The sequence below is a fragment of the Rhodospirillales bacterium genome (assembly GCA_028824295.1).
Classification (GTDB): Bacteria; Pseudomonadota; Alphaproteobacteria; order TMED109; family TMED109; genus VXPW01.
In genome coordinates, this window is the sequence record JAPPED010000003.1 from 262423 (window position 1) to 286066 (window position 23644).

Here is a 23644-nt window from a genome sequence, read left to right on the forward strand (position 1 = left end):
GTGCCGCACTGCTTGGAGCAGCGAATGGTTCGCGTCGTTCGCATCCGTCGATCGTGGGACAGGTGCGGACGAAATCAGCGGCGCAGTACTCGCATCCAGCCGTACGGGCGTTCCGCAGCACGTCTTGTCGAGACGGAGCGTGAATTCGGTCTCAAGACCCGGTTCTCACGTGGTTTTCGCGGTACTGACTGTCCGGCATCTCTCCCGCGCGCACCCATCTCCGTCGGCCATTCCGGTCTGCAGAAGCCGGTTGCCGGGCAACGATCATGACGACTGAGCCGCGTTGTCCCTTCGCTGGTCCGCCGACGCCTCCTCTCCAAGCTGCGAGACGGCCTCCAGCGTCCTCCACACGTCATCCCAGGTCGTCGTGTGGTTCAAAATGCAAATCCGCAGGGAAAATACGCCCTTGAGGGACGTGGATGAGAAGAATGCCAGGTCGTCCCAGAACACACGCGCGAGCACGGTTCGATTGATCTTCTCCAGCGTTTCCTCGTCGCAGCCCTGGCCGGCGGGATTCACCCGGAAGCACACGATGCCGAGCGATACCGGAGCCATCAATTCCAGTATCGGGCTGTCTTCGACGTAGTCTGCGGCGCGGCGCGCCAGGTCCAGCCCGTTCTGGATCGCGGCCCGAAACCTCGCCATGCCAAACGTCCGGACGGACATCCAGATCTTCAGTGCACGTGCCTGTCGGCTCAACTGCTGACCTCGATCGGCGAAATTGGGGTGGTTCTTGCCCCAGATCGTGTCCTGCAGGACATCGTTGCCGATGGCGAATGCGTCCTCGAGGTGCTGCTTGTCCTTCAGCATGAGCGCACCCGCCTCGTACGGTTGAAAGAACCACTTGTGCGCGTCCAGGCTCACGGAATCCGCCCGGTCGATGCCGTCGAGTAGTTCCCGGCCCTGCTCGGTGACCAGGGCAAAGCCGCCGTACGCGGCATCGACGTGAAGCCAGATCCCTTCCCGTTCGCAGAAATCCGCAATGGCCGGCAAGGGATCGATGGAGCCCGTGCCGGAAGTTCCCGCATTCGCGCATACGGCAAGCGGCTGCAGCCCGTCGTCGCGATCCCGAGCCACCCGACGTACTAACTCCTTCAGGTCCATTCGGTAGTTCTCATCGGAAGGCACCACACGTATGTGGTCCCGCCGCGCACCGGCAATCAACGTGGCCCGCTTCAAGGCGCCGTGGCTCTGATCACTCATGTACACGGCGGGCCTGTCCGGATGCCCTGCCGCTTCACGCGCCGCAACCATGGCCTCGACGCTCGCAGCCGAGCTGCCGCTCGTCAGCAATCCCCCGGCGGACTCCGGATAGCCGATCCAGCGGCGCATCCAATCCGTGACCACCAGCTCGAGCTGGCCGGTCCCGCTCGATACCAGCCAGGTGCATGAGTTGATGTTGAACCCGGCGGCCAGAAAGTCTGCAACCACACCTGGCCAGGTTGGTGACGATGGGACGAAACCGAAGAAGCGCGGATGGTCGAGACGTGCCGCATACGGGAGCACCTGCTGCACCGCCAGTGCAAGAACATCCTCGGCGGGCAGGCCGGTCTCCGGCGGCAGGCCGCCGAGCTGCTCCTCCAGGACATTGCGAAATTCCCCGTCCCAGGCCTTCTCGTTCGCAAGGCCTGAGATGCGTTCGACGAGGGCCTCCGTCGCCTTGGCTGCCAGTTGCCGCATTTCCTGCGGTGTCATCGTCAAATCGCCAGGCCCTGTCCCGTCCATCGTCAATCCTCTATCACGCGTCGCAACGTCCCTGTAACGTGGGCCCGCCGCATCTGCAACCCGGCCTCACCGCGGCCATGCAGCATGCCACATTGCCACGGGAATTATTTACGATAGTGCCAAATTCCCGATAACCCATTGAACCGATTATTTATCCCCACGACTTGCGAACCCGGGATCCTGTCATCGGATGATAGTCCTGCGCGCTGCCGCGCGACGGAGCGCAGAAGCAGACATGGTGTCAATGGCAGCACGCCAAGGTGATCAATCGGAAGAGCTCGGTTCGAATCCGGTCGTCCGCTTCGATTGATACGCTACGATGACCACACATCGCTATCGTACAACGTATGGAAAACATTGTACAATATCTCGGTTACATGATGCCGGCCGTCGATGATTTCATGGCCACCGCATTCCGGCCGATGCGTGTCGTCGAGGACCCAAACGCGTGCATCCGGGATCAATCGAAGCTATGGCACTTTCGCACATCAATCTCGCTGCCACCGTGAACCCCATGGGAGATGCTCGCGCAACGGCAGGTACTTGGAACTTCGTCCTGTCTCGTGCGGTGGCGGTCACGGCCTGCTGTTGGCCATCTCCGGCAAATCCAGCAACCGGCAAATGCGGTAGGCTGCTCCGCTGAATCCACGAACGCCGGGGAGACAGCGACGTGCCGCAGAAAATCACACGTTCATTCCGGGAGCTGGTCGCGGAGGCCGATGCGGCGGTTCGCACGCTCGATGTCGGCGAGGCCATCGCGCTGCACGGGAACGAAGATGTCGTGTTCGTCGACCTGCGGGATATCCGCGAAGTGGCGAGGACGGGGACCATCGCCGGCGCCCAACACGTGCCGCGCGGGATGCTGGAATTCTGGATCGATCCCGAGAGCCCGTACCACAAACCGGTCTTCGCCGAGGACAAGACGTTCGTGTTCTACTGCGCGGGTGGATGGCGCTCGGCGCTGGCGGCGAAGACGGCCCAGGATATGGGCCTCCGGCCGGTGGCGCACATGCAGGGCGGGATGGAGGCGTGGATCGAGGCAGAAGCACCGGTCGATCCGCCGAGGGAGCGCAAGGGCCGCTGACGCGGAGCGGGTCCGAGGAGAAGAGGCGCCCGGGCCACGCATCCCAGGACAGCGCGTGCCGCTCCCGGACCGGGGAGCCGTGATCGCGCTAGCCGCCAATTCGGGCATCAGACCTTCGAACGGCTGCCCCTGAGCCCGTCGAGCCAAATTCCGCTCAGGAACCAGGAGTATGCCCAGGTGCCCACGAGAATCAGGGCAAAGGCCACGACGATGTCGCTTGTGCTTCCGTCGAGCGAAAAGGCGGGTACGTAGCCGAAGACGAAGGGGGCCAGATAGAGGAACTTGGCAAACCTGAAGGCGGAGAAGGCCGTCTTCCACATGTTCGCCTTGGCGATCGCGGCACCGGTGAAGGCCGCGATGCAGACCGGGGGCGTGACGTTCGAATCCTGTGACAGCCAGTAGACGATCATGTGCGCGGCGATGGGGTTCACGCCGAGCTCGGTGAGCGGGGGCACGGCCACCACCGCGGTGATGAGATAGGCGGCGGTCACGGGCACGCCCATACCGAGGATCAGTGACGCGAGGGCAATGAGCAGGATGGTCAGCCAGAGCCGGCCGTCCGCCAAGGCGATCACGATATCCGCGAAGGTGAGCACCAGCCCGCTGTACGTGAGCACGCCGATGATGATGCCGATCACACCGACCGTGGCGCCGATCTTGAGGCTGTTCTGCGCGCCGGTTCGGGCGGCCTCAAGGAAGCGTCTGGGGCCGATCCGCGTGTCCCTCCGAACCCAGCTCACGGCGACGCAGGTGAAGAGGCCGAGGATGGCGGAATAGCCCGGCGAGAAGCCCATCAACATCAGGACGGTGATGACGACGAGCGGCAGACAGTAGTACCAGCCCCGACGGAAAATCAGTCCGGCCGACGTCTCCGACTTCTCCCCCCTGATTCCGTGGCGCTTGGCCTCGTAATGCACCATCACGAAAACACTGAAGAAGTACAGGAGGGCCGGGCCCACGGCGATAAGCATGATGGTCGAGTAGGGCTCGCCGGTGAGTTCGGCCATGATGAACCCGCCGGCGCCCATGATGGGCGGCAGGAACATGCCGCCGATGGATGCCGCGGGCTCGATGCCGCCGGCAACATGGGGCTTGAACCCGGCTTTCTTCATCATCGGGATCGTGAAGTTCCCGGTCGACACCGTGTTGGCGATGGCGCTGCCGGAAATGGATCCGAAGAGGCCGCTGGCGATCACGGAAACCTTGGCGGGTCCGCCGATCCTGTGTCCGACGGCCGCCAGCGGGAAGTCCACGAAGAAGCGCTGGGCCCCACTCGCTTCGAGGTAGGCCCCGAAGATGACGAACAGGATCACGTAGGTCGCCAGCACGTTGGCCATGATCCCGAACACACCGTCGCTCTTGTAAAAGATGCTAGTGCAGAGCTCGGGAAAGGTGTCTCCCGCGTGCGAGATGAGCTCGGGCGCGTACTCCCCGTAGACGCCGTAGATCAGCATGATGACGCTGAGCACGACGAAGACGTTGCCGACGACCCGGCGCGCCAGCTCGATCCCCAGCAGGACACCCGCCATGGCGATCCACTGATCGAGTTCTGTCTCGGCGCCGACCCGGTAGTTGATGGCTTCGAAGTTCCACATCCAGTACCCGATGCAGATGATGGACGCGGCGATCAGCAGGTAGTCGCAGACCCTGCCGAGCCGGCTCCGGGACCGGTACAGGAGGAACACGAGAACGTAGGTGATGAGGACGTAGATGCCGCGGTGAAACTGCGTCGCGGCCGGGTCGAGTACGGCCGCGTACGAGTAGAATCCGACGAGGCCAAGCGACAGGCCGTCGAAGATCCATCGCTCGCCGCGATTCAGGTCATCGAACATCTTCCGGGCATTATGGCCGACCAGTCCTCACAACATGAAAGGACTTTAATCACATGTTTTGGAGGGCTTTGGCGGATCAACGTATGGCATGGGATTCGGAGGCACATGTACCAGGTGCAATAGTTTGCTTTCGGACTCATATCCGAAAGTGCCCGAAAGTCAGGCTGCTTCGGATACCTGTTGACGGGTCCGCGGATCGGCCGTTGTCCACGCTTCCGTGAATGGCACCATGAGAAAAGTCCCTCTTGAGGGTTACGCTAGGTTGCCAGGCTCCCGCGGTGGGTTCTCCGAACGTGGCTGCAGCCGCTCTTCCAGCAGTTGCCGTTGTTCAAGCGGCACGCTCAGCAAGTGTTTCTCGTCTCCCGTCTTGGTGTACCGCGTCGCCGCCTGGAGCATTGCGACGGGGATGCGGCAGTCGGGGACGTCGACGAGTACATCGGCGGCTTCCTGCAAGGCGCTCTCCCAGTCGTCGAGCGATCCGCCAAAGCCGTGCGCAACGTACTCCTTGAGGAAGCCGGTCAGGACGGGGCCGACTAGGCTGCGGTCCGTCCAGCGCGGCGACAGGTACTGAAGTTTCGCCAAGCCTTGAGGGAGATGCTGTGGACCGAAATTGCGTACCGACTCCGACAGGATCGCCACGGTGGCATCAAGATGCAGCCTTTCGTCGGTTTCGAATTCTTCAGGAACTAATGTCGTTCCGAGCTCGCCCAGCGCCACGTCCAGCGGCTCTCTGGCGGCAACCGCCTGGGCACGCAGCAGGCGGCCCAGGAGCGCCCTTCCCGGCAGGGCTTCGATCCCGGAAGCACTTTCTGCAGCCGCTTCCAGGTTGCCCTCGTCGATCTGGAGTCGGGTACGTTCGACCCAAAGGTCCAGGTCGTCGGGTACCAGTTCCGCGACCCGCGCGAGGTACCGCTTCGCCGAAGTGAGATCTCCGGTAGCGCGCACTTGCGAAGCGGCGGCGAGGAGCACCTTGTGGTCGTCGAAGCGCAGGAGCTGGTCAAATGCTTCGGCGGCAGGACGGCCGAGCCTGAGCAAGGCTTCGCCGCGGACGACGTAGGGATGGCGATGATCCGGGTCGATCTCGATGAGGCGATCCGCCACTTCGATGGCTTCTTCCCACCGGCCCGAAAGGAGCAGGGAATCGGCCAGTCGGCGATGGGCGAACACGGCGTTCGGCACCTGGGATACAGCCTGACGAAGGTCTGCAACCGCCCGGTCGTAATCCTCCATGTCGAAGAGAATCAAACCTCGCAGATGGCGCGCCTCGAGAATGCCGTCGTCGATATCCAAAGCCTTGTTGACGAGCTCGAGGGCTTGGTCCAGACGGTTGCGGGCGCGGAAGAAATTTGATGCCTTAAGAAGCGCGATCGGTTCGCCGGGCGCGAGTTGCACCAGTTCGTTTGCGTGGGTTTCCGCTTCCTCAAGCCGGCCGAGCCTGGCCAGGGTTTGGATCATTTGGTCGAGGCCGCGCCAATGGTCGGGGTCCCGGTCGAGCACGGCTTGAGCCTCCTCGATCGATTCCTCGAATCGGTCGAGCCCCCGCAGGACATCGGCGCGAAGACAGGTAAAGGCGGGGTCATCCTTGAGCGTGAGGGCCTGATCGACGGCGAGGAGCGCCTCGGCGAACTGCTCCTCCAGCCGATACGTGCAAGCCAGTGCGAAATGGACGAGAGCGTCGTCCGGATGGGCAGCGATTGCTTGCCGGCCGGCGGCGATCGCGGACTGGGTCCCTTGCTGCTCCAGGAGGGCGCTCACCCACAAGACATAGTCCGTGGCGGCCCCGCGATCCCTCACCAGGGATTCCTGGATCGCCGCCAGGCCCTGGGAGTCGCCGGCCTCCAGACATCGGCGCGCTTCATCGTCCAGTGCGTTCACGAAGGGGTCGTAGCAATCCGCAAGGGAGCATCGGACGGCCTCCTCTACATGCAGGCGATCCAGATCAATGCCGGGTCCGTGGCGTCGGAACGCGTCCTGGCGCCGTACCAGTTCCCGGGTGGAGAACCAATGGCGAAGGAACTCGACGAACAGACGAAAGTGCTGGGTCTTGTTGTCCTTGACCTCGATGCAAATGCGCATCAATGGCTCGGAGAGTTCACAGAACGTGTTGCGTCCCGAACGCATGCGGCTGACGAAGCCGGCAGCCTCGAGTCCGCCAATCTGCTTGGCGGCGGTCTGGTGCGACATCAGGCAGGGCGTCGCGATGTCCTTGATGGCCGTCGGCACGCCCTCGAGGCACAGGTACTCGACGATCTTGCGTTGCGCCGGGGGGAGCTGGCGCATCCTGTCCTGGTAGTAGGGCGTCAGGTCGTCGACCATCTGCATGAACGGCCCGACGAGGTCCTCGAGCGACTCCTGGTCGAGGAAGTCGGACAGGACGACGTAAGCCCGGTAGTTTCCGGCGGCTAGGTGGTGGACGGCACGCGCCCGGGCCCGGCCGACAGGTGTGCGGAGAAAGGCGGCAAGCTCCGCCTTGCCGTCGTGCAGGGCCTTCCTGGCGAGCACCTCAAGGCCGGTCTCAAAATCGATCTTTTCCAGGGCGCGGACGGTGAAGAACCCGTAGAACGGATGGTCCTGCAGCGAGAGGGTGGCGAACAGTGACGGGGTGGAGGCCACGATGGCCCAGTTGCCATCCTCCTGGATGGTGGCGCGCCACCGTTTCTGTCCCTCGTCGTCCAGACCGTCGAACAGGTCCACGAGGTTCTCGCAGAGAAGCAGGAGCGTCTTGCCTCGGGTGCACTGCCGGAGCAGACCGAGCGCCAGCGCTTCCGCCTCGGCCGGGTCCTTCGAGAACCGGTCGTAGATCTTCGCGATGTCGGCTTCGAGGTCGGGAGCCTGGTCCGCCATGGCCCGGAGGATGCGGACGACGAGGTCGAGGTACGAGGCGACGCCCCACTCCTCCTCATTGAGGACGGCGATGACGACGTGGTCACCGGCGTCGTCTGCTCGGAGTCGCTCCAGCAAGCGATGGTAAGCAAGGGCAAGCAGGTGGGTTTTCCCCGCCCCTCTCGGGCCGACCAGGAGGATGTAGTGCTTCTCCGGGGACTGAACTGACCGGGTAATGCGGGACAGGACGTCCTCCATGACATCCTGACGCCCGACAAACAGGGCTTCGAGCGATTCACGGTCCATGTTCCCCGGGCTGTAGCGCGAGCCGCGCAGGAATCCCTCTCTCATGACCGGGTCTCCTGCCACCACTTCTTGACGAGTTGCCAGCGGAAGTCGAATGCGATTCCCTGAGTTCCCTTCTTCGGTTCGATGTAGTGGTCCTCGGCCAGGACCGTCAGGATCTGGCGAAGCCGCTCATCGGACAGCGACGGGTCCTTGTGCCGGCACAGGTTGAGGATGGTCGGCGGAGGGACCGGCGACGGCTGGCCCGCAATCACGTCCAGCACCGTCAGGGCGAGCGATCGGTCGGCGTCGGCATAGTACGAGGACAGGCGGTCCACGTAGTAGTTGAAGTTGGCCGGGTCGTGCGCGTCGTAGACGAGACGGTCCACGGCGGACGCGACGTCGTCGAGTTCCGGTGGGCGGCGCAGCTGGTCGAGCTGGTCCGCCACATGGTGGATGTAGTAGGGAAAGCCACCAACCTGCTCGGCGATGCGCCCAGCTAGGACGGGAATCTGGGCCGGGGCGGCAGGAGTTTCCGCGAGCAGTGCCGCGGCGAGGTCGCAAGTGTCGGACCATGCCATCGGTGGCACCGTGAGCGACAGCATGTCGTTGACGGGCTCGTTGGCGTTTCCTACCTGGCGCAGTGATCGAAGTACCAGGTGGAGTCCGATTGAGCCGGTGAACAGGAATCGCAGGCGGTCGGCGCGGGCGAGGCGCAGGGCGCGGAGGTGGTCCAGGAGATGGATGGCCGAGTCGTGCCCCTTCCGACGTTGGAGGTTGTGCAGCATGAGCGGGAGTTCGTCCCACAGCATCAGGACGCGCTTGCCTTCGGCGGCTCGAATGAGGTCGTCGAAGGCATCGGGAAGAAGCGCCTGCCATGCGTCGTCGCCGGACGGCATTTCGACGCCGGCAATCTTCTTCGGCAGGAGGCCTGACCACTTGGCGACGAGCGCCTTGAGATGGGGTGTCGTGCCGGCTGACTGCTCGACGGTGCTGTAGATCGAACGGATCAGGTCGGCGATCGAGTGGACGGCCTCGAGGTCCTGATAGAGGGCGAGGTAGCCGTCGCGGCATTCGTCCCGCATTTTCAGGACGATGTGCGTTTTGCCGATTCGCCGTTCGGCCGAGATCACTAGTCCCTGGCGATCAAGAACGCTCCAGTACCTGGCAATCTCCTTGTCTCTACCGACTACGTCGTCGGTTTGGAGGCGTCCGCCGGGATTGATCTGCACGCTGCTTTTCTCCGCGACCAGAATCATACGTCAGTTTAGACGTAAGTCAAATACGACGTATGTCATCAGCAGCGCGTGCGAACGTAGTCGAATGCGTTCAAGCCCGAGCGGAGCGCCGGAAGCACATTGAACCTGTCCGGGGAGTTTGTTCGACTGAAGCTAAGCACCAAAGCGCGCGCGGATCGAACCGCCGCTCAGAAAGTTGCGGGCGGCACCAAGTAACGCACGGGATATTCCCGCTCGCTATGGACGTGAGCTATAGACCTCCGTGCCACATACATGACCCTCCCACCGCACCGCCAGCCAGCAGCGCCCTTATCGGCGTGCGGTCGTGTCGCCTCTATCTTCGGATGCTGGCCTCAGCGGGTGGGTATCTTGATCTGACGGTGTGACAGCTTGCTGATGGCCGATCGAAACTCCACCAGATTGCCGCCCGGAATTCCTCCGACGAGGACATTGCGGGACATATGGGGCCAATTGATGGAGGACCTGACGGTCAAGAGCGACGTGTGGGGGCTGCGGCCAACAGCATGTTCCCCTTGGTGCTCGAGCATCCTCGACGGGCGGTGTTTCAGCACTGCCGTGCTGCTGGACGCGTTGTTCCCGCCTCCGGCGCTCACGGCCGCTCGTGATCCCGATCACATGCCTCGGTCATGGAGGAAGGTGTGCAGGCGGGCATCCTTCGTGCGGAAGTGCCCGCCGAACCATGTTTCCAGCTGCGCGCCCAGATCCGCCTCGAAATCGGCATAGCTGCCTTCCTCGAAGGCGTCCATGATGTCCCTGATGTCGTCCAGCAGCGTTTCGTGGTCATCCTTGTGGTCCGCGTACTCGTCATATTCCAGTTCGCGCATCACCCGCTCCTCGAGGGCGAAATGCGCGGAAATGCGCGCGTGGATCTCACCGAGAAATTCGGCCACCGTCTCGCGCGTGGCACCTTCGCCGAGCCGCTCATGGAGCTGGTTGATGAGTTCGATCAGCTCGCGGTGCTCGTGATCGACCGCCTCGATCCCGATTTCGAAGGCCTTGCGCCAGGCGATCAGCGCCATGGCGTCCTCCCGGAGACTGTCCCGTGCACGTCGCCTGTCATCGGATGATGAATCCCTCGCCGCCGCGGAAATCCACGGCAACGCTCTGCCCGGCGGCAAACTCGACGGCCTTCCGGGCAACATGATCGAACCCTTCGCTACGCCGGGAATCGCGCAGGCGCAGATCGAGGACGTGACGGCCGGCGGGGAGGGCAAATCGTTCGTAGACGCGCGAAGGGCCGTCCCCGGCAAGCCCCGTCGGCGGCAGCAGCGCCTGGTACAGCGGCTCCCCGTCGAGGTCGATCTCGAAGCGCAGCTCCACTCGCTCACGCGGGCAGTCCAGCGGACTCCGCATGTTGGCCGCCAATTCCGCAAGCTCCTCCCGCGTCCGTTTCCGGCATTCGACCTTCCGGGCCCCGCCGTGCGAAAAGCTCACCTTGAGCAATGCCTCCCCCTCGGGGAAATGGCGGAAGGACGGATTGCCCGAAAAGAACCCGACCGCCGCGACGAAGGCGGCGAGCACGGCGGCTTGGCCCACATACCGGAGCACCCTGATCATGAGCTGCCGACGCCTCCATCCCCGTGTGCGCGACCGAAGCGCGCGCCGAGTTGCCGGGCGGACGGGATCTCCTGCGGCGGCAGTTCGCGGACGTCGTGGAGGAATGTCTCGACGGACCGCCGCAGCGGCACCGACTGGTGCGGCGCGAACCCGTCGCAGCGCACGCGTTCACGTGGCACCCGTTTGCGCAGACCCGGATCCCGCCGGCGGTCCAGGCGGGCCTCGGTCCACGTGTCACCGAGACGGAAGTGACAATTTCCCTCCGCACAGCCGGCCAGGTAGACCCCTGCGGCGCCGCAACGGCTCAGGAGGTAGTCGATGAACGAGGGGGGCAGGGCACCGACGCAGGGCAGCGCGGCCACAGCAAGGCCAGGGCGCCTGAGCGTCTCCGGCCTGACCCCGTGCTCACAGGCTATGAGGTAGACCTGCTGGTCGGCCGGATCCGCCGTTCGGTCGAGGCGATCCCGCAACGCCGCCAGCGTGGCGTCGGGCAGCTCGATCCCCGGGACCAGAGCGCCGGCGCGGCGGAAGGGAGTCGCTGTCGGGCAGGACCCTGCGCAAATGCCGCAGCTCACGCATAGGGAGCCTTTCACGACTGCCTCCCGGTCGAACGGCTTGCCGTCGGTGCGGCGCTCCATCGAGATCGCGTTGAAGGGACAGTCCTCGGCGCAGCGGGCGCATCCATTGCAGTTGTCGAGATTGACCTGCGCGACGGCGGGACGGCGAAACGGCGGCAGCCATGGCATGGCGGCAAGCGTGAGCGTCAGTATCGCCGCCGTGACCCACACCGTGCCGTGGGACCAGAGATCCAGCAAGGGGTAGAACCCGAGGTAGAACCAGTCGAGGTTGAGGACCGTCGGCACCTTCGCGAGATCAGCCGGCGCGTGGCTCGTCGCCGGCACGACCAACGACAGGGCGAGCAGCGCCAAGAAGCTGGCGGCAGCCAGGCCGCGTGGCGGGTTGATGCGCGGTCGACTCACACGTTGCAGGTGCAACCACAGGGCCAGCAGCAGCAGCAGCGGCACGGCGATGTGCAGGAATACGAGCCAGGTGAAGAACCGGTCGTCGAGCGCGTTGGGCGCCAAGAAGTTGCGGGCGATGGGTTCGCCGAAGATCGGCAACCAGTCGAGCCACTCCGTGGTGGCGATGGCGATGTACTGCGCCAGCTGGTCCCACACCAGCCAGTAGCCGGTGATGCCGGACGCGAGGACCAGCAAGACGATCGGGATGCCGGTGAGCCAGCTGAACCAGCGTGCGCCGCGAAGACGGTCGTAGGCGAACTCGCGGATCAGGTGCAGTACCATGACGACCACCATGGCGTCCCCGGCGTACCGGTGCAGGCTCCGCATCACGCCGGCGAGGTACCATTGGTCTTCCGTCATGTAGGCAACGGAGTCGTAGGCTTCGGTGACACCGGTATCAAAGAAGACGTAGACGTAGATGCCGCTGACGGCGACGATCCAGTAGAAGAAGAACCCCAGCGCGCCGAGGTTATAGAGGGGGTTCCAGGCGGACCCGAACACTCGCGACGTCCAGTCGTCGAGGCGCCAGAACGCCGGTCGCAGGATGCGTTGGAGCGCCGTCACGCGCCGATCTGTCCCGGTCAGGTCCGCGTGCGGGGGCGACGATGCCGGAGCCAGCCGCGGGCGACGAAGAAGCCCAGGGTGCCGAGCAAGGCGACGCCGACGGCGATGCCGATGAAGGGGGAGTAGTCGAACCGGTAGCGGCCGCTCCACGGGTCGTAGATCGTGCAGAACAGGCGGATACGATTGAGGAGACCCTCATACGATGTGGGCACGCTCTGACGCCCGAAGACCAGATCCTTCAGCGGCTCCACCAGGAACGGCGCATCGAACATCGCCCCGTACACCTGCCGGTAGATGACGCCGTCTGCGTCGACGACCGTCGTTTGGGTGAGATGGTCAAAGCCCTTTGCCGACGGGAAGAACAGGAAGCCGAGATCCTTCGACAGCCGGGCGATGGTTTCGGAATCGGCGCTGGCGAACCGCCAGCCGTCGTCGCGGATACCATGGTTTGCGGCAAACTCCCGCATCCGCTCCGGCGTGTCCATCCGCGTGTCGAATCCGACGGTCAACACCTGGAAACTTTCCCGGCCGACCGCTTCGCGCGCGACGTCGATGGCGTCCGCCAGCGTTTCGATAACGAGCGGGCAGCCGAAGGCGCAACTGGTATAGACCAGATTGATCAGCAACGGACGGCCGCGAAACTCCGAGAGCGTGAGCCGTCGCAACGACGCATCGCGAAACTCGTAGCCGGAGAGCGTCCGTCCCAGAGCCGCCTGGCTGTCCGCGAGTGCTTGTTCAGGATCGAAGGCAGTGGTGGCCGCCGGCGCCGCCAGTCCCGGAACGGCCAGGAGCAGGCAACATGCCGTCAGGGCCCACGCTCCAACCTGCCCTACAAGGGCACCCATGCGTCCGCCATGGCCCCGATCAAAACCAACGAGAGCTGCAGCAGGGAGGCGTTGAAGTTCGCTCGCGCCGCTGCCGGCCCGGGTGCACGTACGAGTGCGATGCTCTTCCCGACGAATACCCAGCCGCCGATCGCCGCCAACGCGAGATAGACAAGGCCGAGCCCGAAGAAGACAGGCAGCAGGGATGCGGCGACGAGCGCCACGGTATGGGCCAGAATGACCCTGGCCGCCCTTCCGTCGCCAATAACGACAGGCAGCATCGGGACCCCGGCCCGGACATAGTCATCGCGCGTCGCCATCGCCAGGCTCCAGAAATGCGGCGGCGTCCAGAGAAACAGCACGACGGCGAGGCAGATCGGCAGGGCGGTAGGCGCCGGGTCGACGGCGGCCGCGCCCGCCAGCACGGCGAAACTGCCGGACAGGCCGCCGATGACGATGTTGAGCCAGGTGCGGCGCTTGAGCCACACGGTGTAGACGATCCCGTAGACGAAGGCGCCAAGGAACACGTGTGTGGCGGCCATCGGGTTGGCGGCCCAGGCGGCCAGCGTCACGGACACGACCAGCAGCGCGCCCATGACCGCGAGCCAGGCGGGACCGGCGGTATAGCGGCCTGAGACGAAGGGCCGGTCGCGGGTGCGGATCATGCGCGCATCGAGATCGCGCTCAGCGAACTGGTTGAAGGCGCCGGCGCTCGCCGCGCCGAGGAGCACGGCCAGGGCGAGGGCCGCCGCGTTCCAGAACGGGACGGGCGGACCGGGCGTCACCGCGAGGCCCGCCAATGCGCTCAGGGCGATTGCGACGCCGATCCGCAGCTTGAAGACACCGCACAGCTGCCGGATGTCTGCGGCCATGCCGGACGCCTCCGCTCAACTCAAAGGCCAGACCTCCGAGAGGAACTTCCAGTTGACGAAGTAGTACAGCACGAACGCCACGAAGAAGATCGCCACGAGCGTGATCGTACCCGGCAGCTTGAGCGTGCCTTCGCTGCCATAGCTCGCCACCGCCGCGGCGCCGCCCTGGGGCAGCAGCGGCTCGGCCTTTGCCTTCTCCTCGGTCCGTCGTTCCCCGAAGAAGACCGAGCTGACCACGACCACGATGTACATCAGGCCGCCGAGGGCCGAGAGGACGCCGAACACGCCGTTCAGCCCCATCATCAGGAAAGCCGTGCCCGGGTAGTCGAAAGCCACGGGCGCATCGGAGAAGGTGATGTCCCAGTGGCGTCGACTGACGCCGAGCGTCCCTGCCCCCATCATGAACAGGGAGATCCCCGCGACGCCCACACCAAAGACGTACGGCTGCCATTGCGCCAGCTTCTTGAACATGATCTCGCGGCGGAAAATCAACGGCACCACGAGGTAGGTGATCGCCATGAAGGCGAGCGTTGTGCCGGCCACCACGGTGCCGTGGAAATGGCCGGGCACGTACATGGTGTTGTGCATGATCAGGTTGATCTGCTCCGAACCCAGTACCACGCCGGAGATGCCGCCGATGAAGCCGAACATGACGAGCGACAGGAACATCCCCGCGAAGGCCGGATTGCCCCACGGAGCCTTCCGCAACCATTCGAACACGCCCTTGGTATAGCCCCGTCGGCGCTGGGCCGCCTCGATGGCGCCCGGGACGCTGAGGCCGTGGATGAGGCTGCCAAGCACCGCGAGGTAGAGCGCGTAGCTCGTATTGAAGATCTTCCATTCCGAGCTGATGCCCGGCTCCACCAGCAGGTGGTGCGCCGCGGCGATCTGCAGGAACAGGATGTACATGAGAAAGGCGAAGCGACTCACCTTCTCTGACAAGGGCTTGGCGCCCAGCACCATGGCAGCGATCGCATACCACACGGCGACATGGGCCGAGACGTTGATCTGCTGCGATGAGTGGCCCATGCCCCACCACACGACCTTGTATATCACGGGGTCGATGTGGCTGATCAGGCCGATCGACCAGAGGAAGGTGGGAATGAGAATGATGGCGCCCGACGTAATGGTGAACACCGCGATAATCGCCGCGGCGATGGCGCCGAACGTGACCAGCGGTACCGAGCCCTCGTAGGTGCCTTCGTCCTTCGCGATCACCAACGTGCCGAAGAACACGGCGACGGCAACCAGGGCGCCAACCGCGAAGAGGATCAGGCCGAGATAGAAGTGGGGCGCCGCCTGCATGGGCACGTAGGACGTGAACATGACGCTCGATTCGCCCTGCAGCACTGCCACGTTGGCGAGCAGGGCGCCGGCCAGCATCAGCCAGAACCCGAGCCACGCCAGCCGCGGGGTCGCGAGGCGGCAGTTGAGCAGGATCGCCGAGGCGAAGTAGAGGATGGCAATTTCGAAGAAGATGACCCAGAACAGCAGCACGTCGGCGCCGTGCGCCGTCAGGGCCAGGTAGAACCACTCCGCGGGCAGCAGGTGGACCGCCGGCCAGCGGGTCAGCGCCACCAGCAGGCCGAACAGGCCCCCGATGGCAAGAAACACGACAGCCACGACCGCGTTCCACCGGATCAGCTTTTCGGCCGCAAGATCGACCCTGAGGCCGGTGTCGGGACAGGTCCGGAATTCGGCAGCTCTCGGCAGCGTACCGGCATGAGCGATGCTCGCCATGGCTAGCTCCTATTCTGCTGCGACCACGTGGATCTTGCCCACCATCTGGTGGTGACCGATCCCGCAGTACTCGTTGCAAACGACCCCGTACTCGCCGACGCCCTCGGGCGTGAGCGTCAGCACCAGCTCATAGCCCGGATGGACCTGGATGTTGATGTTCTCGGGCTGCAGCGAGAAACCGTGCTGCCAATCCATCGAGGAGAGGTGCAGGCGATAGTCCTTGCCTTCCTCCAACTCGAGGATCGGCCACCATTCCCAGAGGCGCGCCAGCATGTACACGTCGCTTCCCGGGGGCGGCCGCACGACCGGTAGACCCGACTCCCCCTCCTCGCGCACCGTGTACTGGTCCACCATCGCCTCGGTGCGCTCGGCGAACGTTTCTGGATGAATTCGGTAGGCCTCGTTGGAGAGGTTCTGCTCGCCAGTGAAATGCCAGAAGACCATGGTGAAGAACATCACCAGGCCCCAGACAAACGCGATCGTGATCCAGGTGATTTCCGATTTTTCGAGCGGCTCGTTCCACCAAATCCGTTTTTCAGGCGGGTGAATAGCCATGTCGGGACCTCCGGACTATTGCGCGATGGGAATTTGGGCGACCTCCATGATGCCCCACATGAGATAGAGAACCGCCGGCACGGCGACACCTAGGAAGAGCAGCAGGAATGGATTGTCCAGCAAGCGCTGCATGAAGGGTACGCGCTCGACCGGCTGCTCCGGTGCCCCAGCGTCGTGACCTGTATCTGTCATGATGTGCCCCTTCTCACTGCCTCGCCGCGGTGCGCTCGAGTCAGGGTGAGGCAGTAGTCACGGAAGGATACCCGAAAACCCACCTTCATTCAATTCACTACGATCCATCCGTAAGCGTTCGAATCAGCCAGAAGAAGACCATCCCGAGAGCGAGGATGACGGCAAAAAAGAGCAGCGTGCGGTGTTCGAAGCGGCGTCCCGCCGCATGCTCGATTCGATCCACGATCCAGTCGGCGACGAAGTAGAGCGCAATGGCCGCGACGGTGAAATAGAGAAGCTCCCTCCCTCCCTCCCGGTTATTCCCTGGCCTCGCGTTGCTGGCGCTGGTCGAGGTGGCGTCGTCCGTGTGAAGCCCTTGGTGGCTCGGAACACGCGGACTCCGCGCGAAGGTCGGGCCGCCGGAAGCCGTCAGAGCGAAGCCTCCAGTTCGCTCGGCCGCGCCGGCATGTCGTGGAGATGCGGGTGCCCCGCAGGTCGCGGGTCGGGCTCTCGATCCTGCCCACAAGCGCCTCCCTGCAAGCGGTTCCGGCCGTGCCTCGGCGGACTAGAGCAGGCCCTGCTCGGCCCAGAACCGCCTGGCGCCCGGATGCAACGGCGTGACGATTCCCTTGAGCGCGTTCTCGACACCCATTTCCTTGAACGTCTCCTTCTGCTTCCGCATGTACGCGAGCCCGGCGTCGGTGTAGATCTTGGCGAGCAGGTCGTAGACCACGTCGTCAGCGACGTCCGCGTTGGCGACCCACAGCGCCGAGTCCTGGAACGAGGGAGTCGCATGATCGACGCCCCGGTAGGTACCGGCGGGGACCGCAAGACCGGAAAAGTAGGGGTACCGCTCGAAGAAGCCGGTCGCCTCCGCGTCCGCCGCCAGGTCGACGAGATCGATGTCGTTGGTCTGGGCGGCCATGATCACGGCCCCGCTCGGGAAGGCCGTGAACAGCCAGAAGGCATCGAGCTGGCGGTTGCCGAACGCGGCGGCCGCGTCGTTGTAGCCCATCGCGTTCCGTTCGACGGCGTCCCAGATACCCATGTGCGTGAAGAACAATTCACAGTTCGCGAAGGCGCCGGAGCCGGCATTTCCGACCCCGACCTTCTTGCCGACGAGGTCCTTCACGCTCTTGATTCCCGACCCCTGGCGGACGATCAGCTGGGCTGGCGCGCCGTACAGGTAGGCAACCGCAAGCACGTTCTCGTACGTGCGGTCGTCGTTCTTCAGCTGGCCTTCCCGGCCCAGGTACACGTGGCCTGAATAGACCACCCCGAATTGCATCTTGCCGCGGTTGATCCGGCGGAGGTTCTCGAGCGAGCCCGCCGACGACTGTGCCTTGACCGTGTAGTCCTCGGACTCCTTGACCGGCCCGTAGGTCTGGATGGCGTTGGCGACGATCTGGAACGTGCCACCGGCCGGTCCGCCGCCGAACACCATGCGCTGGGCGGCCGCGTCGGCAGTCGGAAGCGCCACCGCGAGGGCCAGCAACGTGGCCCCGGCGGTCCCGACGATCGTGCGATTCACCTGCATGACAGAGCTCACGGTTGCGGTTTCGGCAGGCCCGCCCGGCACCGGGCCATCTGGACGCCCACGGGCCCCGGCGGCGGCAGGAGCTTGGGGGCAGATTCCGGACTCCGCCCGGCGAGCCGGCGACAACGCGGACTGTAGCCGTGCCCGCAGGCGGGTCAATTTCGCGGCAGCCGACTGGTCGCAGCGCGGGACTGGCGTGGATCCCGCGCCGGCCGATGTGACGCGGCCAGTCCTTCAGCGTGCGGACGCGGCGGGTTCCGGGGCCGCTCCGTGCGCGAGCAGCTTGCGCGTGTAGGCGGGGAGGCGCTGATCGTCGTTTCGGCCGGGGTGCCAGATTTCGTCCGGGGCGGGGTCGCGCGTCGTTGCGCCGGCGCGGATCTCGGTCCGGAGCGTCAGGTGCGTGAGGCCGTGCTCGACCAGCCCCGCCACGCGGTGCCAGGCGGGGGCCGGTGGCTGGGCCGCCTGCACGGCGGCCGTCGAGGGGCGGGTGGCGGCCCAGGGTGTCGCGGGGAGCACGAGCATCCCCTGGAACGGGCCCGGATCCGACTGTCGCCGGAGCAGCACCTCACCGCGGCGGTTGGTCAACCGAAAGGCGACGCTGTACCGGACGGCCGGGCGCTTCCTCGGCGCGGACACCGGGAAGTCCGCCGTTCGGTCTGTCCGGAAGGCCTCGCAGGTGCTCTGCCACGGACAGATGTCGCACCGGGGCTCGCGCGGCCGGCAGACCAGCGCCCCCAGTTCGATCAGCGCCTCGGCGAACTCTCCGGGCAGGGCCTCGGGCGCCAGGGTGGCCCCGATTGCCTGCAGCCGCCGCGACGACCGGCCGGCCGGCGTGGGGATGGCGAACACCCGCGCGAGGACCCGGGCGACGTTGCCGTCCACGGCCACGGTTCGCACGCCGAACGCCAGGGCGGCGATGGCCGCGGCGGTATACGCCCCGACCCCGGGGAGTGATTCGAGATCGTTGACGGAACCCGGGAAGCGACCGCCCCAGACGGTGACGATGACCTGCGCGGCACGGTGGAGGTTCCGCGCCCGGCGGTAGTAGCCGAGGCCGGCCCAGGCATCCAGAACTTCCCGCTCCTGCGCCCGGGCCAACGCATCCACGGTCGGCCATCGGTCCAGGAAGGCTTCGTAGCGGGGAACGACCGTTGCCGCCTGGGTCTGCTGCAGCATGATCTCGCTGAGCCAGACCCGGTAGGGGTCACGCTTGCTGCCCCATGGCCCCCGCCACGGAAGGGCGCGCCTGTGCCGCTTGAACCACGCGAGCAGTTGGTCCGCGCAGGGCGTTGACGGCGCTGACATTACAGGCGGAGATCGGGACGGCTGAAGGCCGGGTCGTCGCTGCTTGCGCGGCGGGGGCAGGATGCGTAAAGAGACGCGTGACGATTGCGGGTTCCGGCCATACATCTAGTCCCATGAATCAGTCTGCAGTACGACGATCCCTTGCACAACAGGGAGCTAACTGGGACCGGCTGGCGGCTGAAGTCGGCCGCGCGGCCCAACCGCTCGATCTCCTCGCCCGGTCAGATCAGGCGGCCATGACCTACGCGGTGGCCGAGACCGAGCCGATCCCCGGCCTCTTCGACCTCTGCGAAGAGATCATCACGGAAATTCCGCCCCACGAGACCATCTATCGGCCGGATACGTGTCTCCGGGACGTCAACGGCCGGGTCCAGCCGTACCTGCTGCGCTGGCACCTGCGGCCCAAGCAGACCGGCCGGAGCCAGTTCGCGCTCTACCTGCACCGCTTCCTGCAGCCCGACGAGACGGTGCTGCACGACCACCCCTGGCCGAGTGCGTCCTGGCTGCTTTTCGGCGAGCAGAGCGAGGTGTGGAAGACGGCCGGCGGGACCGCCGGGCCGCCGTCGCGCAATCGGCTGGTACCGGGGAACCTGGTGTGCCGCCCGGCGACGCACGCCCACTGCCTGGGCCTCCCCCGGGACCAAAACGGCGCGTGGGTTCCCGCCACGACCCTGTTTGCGACCGGTCGGCGAATCCGGGATTGGGGGTTCTGGCCGGAGGGCCGGTTCGTGCCTGAGGCCGAGTACCAGTCCCGCCTGTCCGCGATCTCGCGGCGCGATGCCGCCTGAACATCCGACGGCGGGGGCAGCGGGGCGGCAGCGGGACAGGCGCCAGGAACCGCCGCGCCGGGGCGGCCGGTCGCTGGCGAGCGCCGCCGAGGAGGCCGTGCGACCGTTGCTGCGGAAGCGCGGCTTTCGCGAATCGGCGCTGATCCGCGAGTGGCGCGAGATCATCGGGCCGCAGCTGGCGCGCCGGACGGCTCCCGTGAGCCTGTCGAGAGGGGTGCTGACCGTTCGGGTCGAACCCGCCTTCGCGACCGAGTTCCAGCACCGGAGTGCCATGGTGATGGAGCGGATTGCCATGACGTACGGCTCCCCCGTCGTGAAGCGGATCGTCGTCAAGCAAGGGCCCGTGCACGGTCGGTCTCGACATGCGCCGCAAGCGCCGTCCGCGGCGGCGCCCACGGACAGCGCACAGCGGCAGGTTGCGGCCCGAACCGCGACCGTTCGCCACGCTCCGCTCCGGGACGCGCTGACGCGGCTCGGTGGAGCCGTGGCTGGTCGGGTCCGGGATTCCGGGAAGGGCTAGCGACCCGGCCAGTGCGAACGCTGGTGACTCTGCTCCGCGCCGGGATCAACGGCGCCATGGAGCTGGAACCGGTCGTGCTTGCGGCGCCGGCGGGCGCCGAGGACACCAGCCCAGGCCCGTCGAACGGATGCGCAAATCGGTAGCCCGGGCATGGGCGCGGGCCGCCCGCGGGAATTCACCGGCGCAGGAAGTTGCCCCCAACATCGGGTACCCTGTCCGTGCGCGAGAAGCGAACTCGCGCGAGCTCCGGGAGACCGTACCCCATGAGATCATCTCTTTGGCGATTCCTGAGCGCCCTGGCTGCACTGGCCGCGTTGGGTCTGGCGCCGGCGGCCGCGCAGGCGCAGGACTCCGACGAGGGCCGCACGCTCCGCATCGGGTTTGTGGCGTTCCTGTCGGGACCGGCGGCGGGAAGCTTCGGCATTCCGAACTTCGAGGGCTTCGAGTTCATGGTGGATGCCATCAACGCGGGCGCGGTGCCGCCCCCGTATGACACGCCGGGCATCGCAGGTGCGCAGATCGAGTATTTCGTGGTCGACGAATCCGGGGGGCCAACCAAGCAGGTGACCGAATTCCGGAACATGGTCGAGCGCCGGAACGTCGACCTGGTCATGGGATACATCTCCTCCGGTGACTGCCTCGCGATTCCGCCGGTGGCCGAGGAACTCCGGCAGCTCACGGTCCTGGTGGACTGCGGCACGCCGCGCGTCTTCGAGGAAGCCGACTACCGCTACGTGTTCCGGACCGGCCCGCACGCGGCGATGGACAACATCGCGGCGGTCCGCTACCTGCACGACATCGATTCGGAAGTCGCCACGATCGCCGGAATCAACCAGAACTACGCATGGGGCCTTGACGCCTGGGCCGACTTCACCAGTGCGATGGCCGTCCTGTACCCGGGCGTGGAAACCGTCACCGAGCAGTTTCCCAAGCTATTCGCAGGCCAATACAGCACAGAAATCTCGGCGCTGACGGTCCGGGCGCCGGAGGCCATTCACACGTCGCTCTGGGGCTCCGACCTTGAAGCCTTCGTGCTGCAGGGCGCCCAGCGCGGCCTGTTCATGAACCGCCACATCGTGATGGTCGCGGCGGACCACGTGCTCCCGGTCCTGGGGCGCAACGTCCCGGACGGCGTGATCGTCGGCGCCCGCGGCCCGCACGGCGATTTCGCGCCGGACACCGAACTTGCGAACTGGTTCCGTGAGGGCTTCAAGGAGCGTTACGGCAAGCTGACCACGCAGCCGCCGCACAAGTCGGCCATGGCGATCCTCGGCGTGAAGACCGCGTTCGAGAAGGCCGCCGCGGCAGTCGGACGGTTCCCGACCAACGAAGAAGTGATCGACGCGTTCCAATATCTGCAATGGGACACGCCGTCGGGTCCGGTCGAACTGGCGCTCGGCAAGGGGCATCAGGCCATCCAGGCCTCGGCGATCGGCGTCACCCGCTGGAATGATGACGAGCAACGTGTCGAATTGGTGGACATCAAGCGGTACGCTGCCCGATGTGTGAACCCACCAGAAGGAGTGCTGTCCGTCGAATGGATCAGGGACGGCATGCCGGGTGCCCAATGCGACTGACCTACTCGAGTTCTGAACCGGGCCTGTCGGGGTCCGCCACTGTGCGCCGACTGCTTCCGTTCGCGTGTGTCTGGGGCCTGCTGGCCGCGCCCGTCGCGGCCGCGGACACCCTCCAGACGGCGATTGCCGACGCACACGCCTGGCATCCTGCCATCCAGACCGCACGCGCGCAGGTCCGCATCGCGGCGGCCAGCGTGAACGAGGTCGGGCTGGGGAACAGCCTGACCGCGACCGGGGACTTCGGCGCCTCCATGACCGAACGGACCGCGGAGCTCAGTGACGGGTCCAGCCAGAGCGAGGCCAAGCCAGTGTTCACGTCTGCGCGGTTGTCGCTCTCCAAGCGGGTTTTTGACTTTGGCCGGGTCCGCGGCCGCGTGGGGGTGGAGGAGTCGCTGCTCGATGCCGCCCGCTACCAGCTGCAGGTGGTCGAGCAGCAGGTCCTGCACGACGCGGTGATCGCCTACCTGAACGTGTTCCGGGCCCGGGCCCGGCTGGAGTTGGCCATCAAGGGTGAGGAGCTGGTGCAGAGCGATCTCAAGGCGACGCAGGAACGCTTCGAGGTCGGCGACGTGACCCCGACCGACGTTGCCCAGGCCGAAGCGCGCCTGGCCGACCGGCGGGCCGACCGGCTCAACCGCGAGCAGGACTTGGACCAGGCGCTCCGGGAGTACCGACTGGCGACCGGCTCCGACTTCTCCGAGAACGCGGCCTATCCGACCGAGCTGCCGGCGGTACCGGCCAGCGAGATCGAGGTCGAGGACAGTGCCGTCAACATGCACCCCTCGGTGCTGATGCGCCGGGCCCGGGTGGACGCGGCGACTCGGGGCAAGGACACGATGGTGCTCGAGATCCTGCCGACGTTCGACGTGACCGGGACCGCCACCTACGCGCGCAACCCGAACACGTTCTTCGAGTCGTCGACGGACCTGTCGATCGGGATCGGTGCGACGGTCCCGCTGTGGTCGGGCGGGCGCGTCGATGCCGCGGTGCGCAGCAGCGAGGAGCTGCTGGGCCAGACGCGGCGCGAGCTCGACGCCGAGATGCGGGGCGTTCGGCTGCAGGCGCTGAGCGCTTGGCACCGATACCGCAGCGCGTCGGAGACGATCACGGCCCTCGAATCCTCGGCCCGTGCGAACCGCATCGCCTCCGATGGGGTCCGCCGGGAGGCCGAGGTCGGAAACCGCACGACCCTCGATGTGCTGAACGCCAACCAGGAACTGCTGGTGGCCGAGGACCGCCTCGACGAGGCGCGCCACGTCCTGCAGGTAGCGGCCTACGGGCTGCTCCATGCCACTGGCCGGATGACGGCCGAGCAATGGGGTCTCTGAGCGGTTCGTGACCGCGCCGTCGCAGGACAGGATCGAGGCCACACTGGCGGCGATCCGGGCCGACCTAGAGAGGGTCGGCCCGCGTCCCGAAGGCCCGGTGTCCGCCGGCCTCGAGGCGCGGGCGGATGATCCGCTCGACGAGTACGTGCGGCGCCGCGTCGACGAGTTGATTCGGGCGTGGCTCCGCGAGAATCTCCACGCGACGGTCCGCGAGATGCTCCGGGCGGAGCTGGCATCCCGGCCCGCGGGTCCCCGTTCCGACGAACCGGCATAGCT

At 65.8% G+C, this 23644-nt stretch carries 21 protein-coding genes; 6 read left to right on the forward strand and 15 right to left on the reverse strand.

What is annotated here, in order from left to right; all coding sequences use genetic code 11:
* Positions 1-264: 264 nt before the first annotated feature.
* A complete protein-coding gene (locus OXH60_02550; protein MDE0710993.1) occupies positions 265-1695 on the reverse strand; it encodes an aminotransferase class V-fold PLP-dependent enzyme in 1431 nt (476 codons plus the stop codon).
* A 700-nt stretch (positions 1696-2395) separates the two neighbouring features.
* On the opposite strand from OXH60_02550, the gene OXH60_02555 reads away from it, so the two are divergent.
* Positions 2396-2809 (forward strand): rhodanese-like domain-containing protein, encoded by a 414-nt coding sequence (locus tag OXH60_02555; protein ID MDE0710994.1) that lies wholly within the window; start codon positions 2396-2398, stop codon positions 2807-2809.
* Between the two features lie 107 nt (positions 2810-2916).
* Here the strand turns inward: OXH60_02555 and OXH60_02560 are convergent, their stop codons facing one another.
* From OXH60_02560 to mutY, 14 genes are all read right to left on the reverse strand, one after another.
* Positions 2917-4641, reverse strand: coding sequence for a TRAP transporter fused permease subunit (locus tag OXH60_02560; protein ID MDE0710995.1), 1725 nt, complete (start codon positions 4639-4641; stop codon positions 2917-2919).
* A gap of 252 nt (positions 4642-4893) precedes the next feature.
* The gene (locus tag OXH60_02565) at positions 4894-7815 is read right to left on the reverse strand and encodes a tetratricopeptide repeat protein (protein MDE0710996.1); all 2922 of its coding nucleotides are present in this window, start codon (positions 7813-7815) and stop codon (positions 4894-4896) included.
* On the reverse strand, positions 7812-8981 hold the full coding sequence (locus OXH60_02570) for a hypothetical protein (GenBank protein MDE0710997.1): 1170 nt from the start codon (positions 8979-8981) through the stop codon (positions 7812-7814). Before OXH60_02570 ends, OXH60_02565 begins: the two co-directional genes overlap by 4 nt.
* A gap of 638 nt (positions 8982-9619) precedes the next feature.
* The gene (locus OXH60_02575; protein MDE0710998.1) at positions 9620-10027 is read right to left on the reverse strand and encodes a bacteriohemerythrin; all 408 of its coding nucleotides are present in this window, start codon (positions 10025-10027) and stop codon (positions 9620-9622) included.
* A gap of 37 nt (positions 10028-10064) precedes the next feature.
* Positions 10065-10565: a hypothetical protein gene (locus tag OXH60_02580; GenBank protein ID MDE0710999.1), complete on the reverse strand. Its 501-nt coding sequence runs from the start codon at positions 10563-10565 to the stop codon at positions 10065-10067.
* Entirely contained in the window at positions 10562-12151 is a 1590-nt protein-coding gene (locus OXH60_02585; protein ID MDE0711000.1) for a cytochrome b N-terminal domain-containing protein, read from the reverse strand. Before OXH60_02585 ends, OXH60_02580 begins: the two co-directional genes overlap by 4 nt.
* Before the next feature lie 17 nt (positions 12152-12168).
* Positions 12169-12996, reverse strand: coding sequence for an SCO family protein (locus OXH60_02590; protein MDE0711001.1), 828 nt, complete (start codon positions 12994-12996; stop codon positions 12169-12171).
* Positions 12981-13847, reverse strand: coding sequence for a heme o synthase (gene cyoE / locus OXH60_02595; protein ID MDE0711002.1), 867 nt, complete (start codon positions 13845-13847; stop codon positions 12981-12983). The genes OXH60_02590 and cyoE overlap by 16 nt, the downstream gene beginning before the upstream one ends.
* 15 nt (positions 13848-13862) lie before the next feature.
* On the reverse strand, positions 13863-15587 hold the full coding sequence (locus OXH60_02600; protein ID MDE0711003.1) for a cbb3-type cytochrome c oxidase subunit I: 1725 nt from the start codon (positions 15585-15587) through the stop codon (positions 13863-13865).
* A 9-nt stretch (positions 15588-15596) separates the two neighbouring features.
* Positions 15597-16142 (reverse strand): cytochrome C oxidase subunit II, encoded by a 546-nt coding sequence (locus tag OXH60_02605; protein MDE0711004.1) that lies wholly within the window; start codon positions 16140-16142, stop codon positions 15597-15599.
* A gap of 15 nt (positions 16143-16157) precedes the next feature.
* Positions 16158-16334, reverse strand: a complete 177-nt coding sequence (locus OXH60_02610) for a hypothetical protein (GenBank protein MDE0711005.1) — start codon at positions 16332-16334, stop codon at positions 16158-16160.
* A gap of 97 nt (positions 16335-16431) precedes the next feature.
* On the reverse strand, positions 16432-16557 hold the full coding sequence (locus OXH60_02615; protein ID MDE0711006.1) for a hypothetical protein: 126 nt from the start codon (positions 16555-16557) through the stop codon (positions 16432-16434).
* Positions 16558-16878: 321 nt separating this feature from the next.
* Positions 16879-17862 carry a TAXI family TRAP transporter solute-binding subunit gene (locus OXH60_02620; protein ID MDE0711007.1) on the reverse strand — a complete coding sequence of 328 codons (984 nt, stop codon included), beginning with the start codon at positions 17860-17862 and terminating at the stop codon, positions 16879-16881.
* Between the two features lie 222 nt (positions 17863-18084).
* Positions 18085-19155, reverse strand: coding sequence for an A/G-specific adenine glycosylase (gene mutY / locus OXH60_02625; GenBank protein MDE0711008.1), 1071 nt, complete (start codon positions 19153-19155; stop codon positions 18085-18087).
* A gap of 113 nt (positions 19156-19268) precedes the next feature.
* Between mutY and OXH60_02630 the strand changes: the two genes are divergently transcribed.
* The 5 genes from OXH60_02630 (at position 19269) to OXH60_02650 (ending at position 23642) form a co-directional block, all read left to right on the forward strand.
* Complete coding sequence (locus OXH60_02630; GenBank protein ID MDE0711009.1) at positions 19269-19943, forward strand: hypothetical protein; 675 nt, start codon at positions 19269-19271, stop codon at positions 19941-19943.
* Complete coding sequence (locus OXH60_02635) at positions 19933-20463, forward strand: DUF721 domain-containing protein (protein MDE0711010.1); 531 nt, start codon at positions 19933-19935, stop codon at positions 20461-20463. Before OXH60_02630 ends, OXH60_02635 begins: the two co-directional genes overlap by 11 nt.
* A gap of 263 nt (positions 20464-20726) precedes the next feature.
* Positions 20727-22040 carry an ABC transporter substrate-binding protein gene (locus OXH60_02640; protein MDE0711011.1) on the forward strand — a complete coding sequence of 438 codons (1314 nt, stop codon included), beginning with the start codon at positions 20727-20729 and terminating at the stop codon, positions 22038-22040.
* A gap of 41 nt (positions 22041-22081) precedes the next feature.
* Positions 22082-23368, forward strand: a complete 1287-nt coding sequence (locus tag OXH60_02645; GenBank protein ID MDE0711012.1) for a TolC family outer membrane protein — start codon at positions 22082-22084, stop codon at positions 23366-23368.
* A gap of 7 nt (positions 23369-23375) precedes the next feature.
* The gene (locus tag OXH60_02650; protein ID MDE0711013.1) at positions 23376-23642 is read left to right on the forward strand and encodes a hypothetical protein; all 267 of its coding nucleotides are present in this window, start codon (positions 23376-23378) and stop codon (positions 23640-23642) included.
* The last annotated feature ends 2 nt before the right edge of the window (positions 23643-23644 follow it).

Coding starts and splice junctions, on each gene's coding strand:
- OXH60_02550 (MDE0710993.1), bottom strand. CDS start 1,695: ATGACACCGCAGGAAATGCGGCAACTGGCAGCCAAGGCGACGGAGGCC.
- OXH60_02560 (MDE0710995.1), bottom strand. CDS start 4,641: ATGTTCGATGACCTGAATCGCGGCGAGCGATGGATCTTCGACGGCCTG.
- OXH60_02565 (MDE0710996.1), bottom strand. CDS start 7,815: ATGAGAGAGGGATTCCTGCGCGGCTCGCGCTACAGCCCGGGGAACATG.
- OXH60_02575 (MDE0710998.1), bottom strand. CDS start 10,027: ATGGCGCTGATCGCCTGGCGCAAGGCCTTCGAAATCGGGATCGAGGCG.
- OXH60_02580 (MDE0710999.1), bottom strand. CDS start 10,565: ATGATCAGGGTGCTCCGGTATGTGGGCCAAGCCGCCGTGCTCGCCGCC.
- OXH60_02590 (MDE0711001.1), bottom strand. CDS start 12,996: ATGGGTGCCCTTGTAGGGCAGGTTGGAGCGTGGGCCCTGACGGCATGT.
- cyoE (MDE0711002.1), bottom strand. CDS start 13,847: ATGGCCGCAGACATCCGGCAGCTGTGCGGTGTCTTCAAGCTGCGGATC.
- OXH60_02600 (MDE0711003.1), bottom strand. CDS start 15,587: ATGGCGAGCATCGCTCATGCCGGTACGCTGCCGAGAGCTGCCGAATTC.
- OXH60_02605 (MDE0711004.1), bottom strand. CDS start 16,142: ATGGCTATTCACCCGCCTGAAAAACGGATTTGGTGGAACGAGCCGCTC.
- OXH60_02610 (MDE0711005.1), bottom strand. CDS start 16,334: ATGACAGATACAGGTCACGACGCTGGGGCACCGGAGCAGCCGGTCGAG.
- mutY (MDE0711008.1), bottom strand. CDS start 19,155: ATGTCAGCGCCGTCAACGCCCTGCGCGGACCAACTGCTCGCGTGGTTC.
- OXH60_02630 (MDE0711009.1), top strand. CDS start 19,269: ATGAATCAGTCTGCAGTACGACGATCCCTTGCACAACAGGGAGCTAAC.
- OXH60_02635 (MDE0711010.1), top strand. CDS start 19,933: ATGCCGCCTGAACATCCGACGGCGGGGGCAGCGGGGCGGCAGCGGGAC.
- OXH60_02640 (MDE0711011.1), top strand. CDS start 20,727: ATGAGATCATCTCTTTGGCGATTCCTGAGCGCCCTGGCTGCACTGGCC.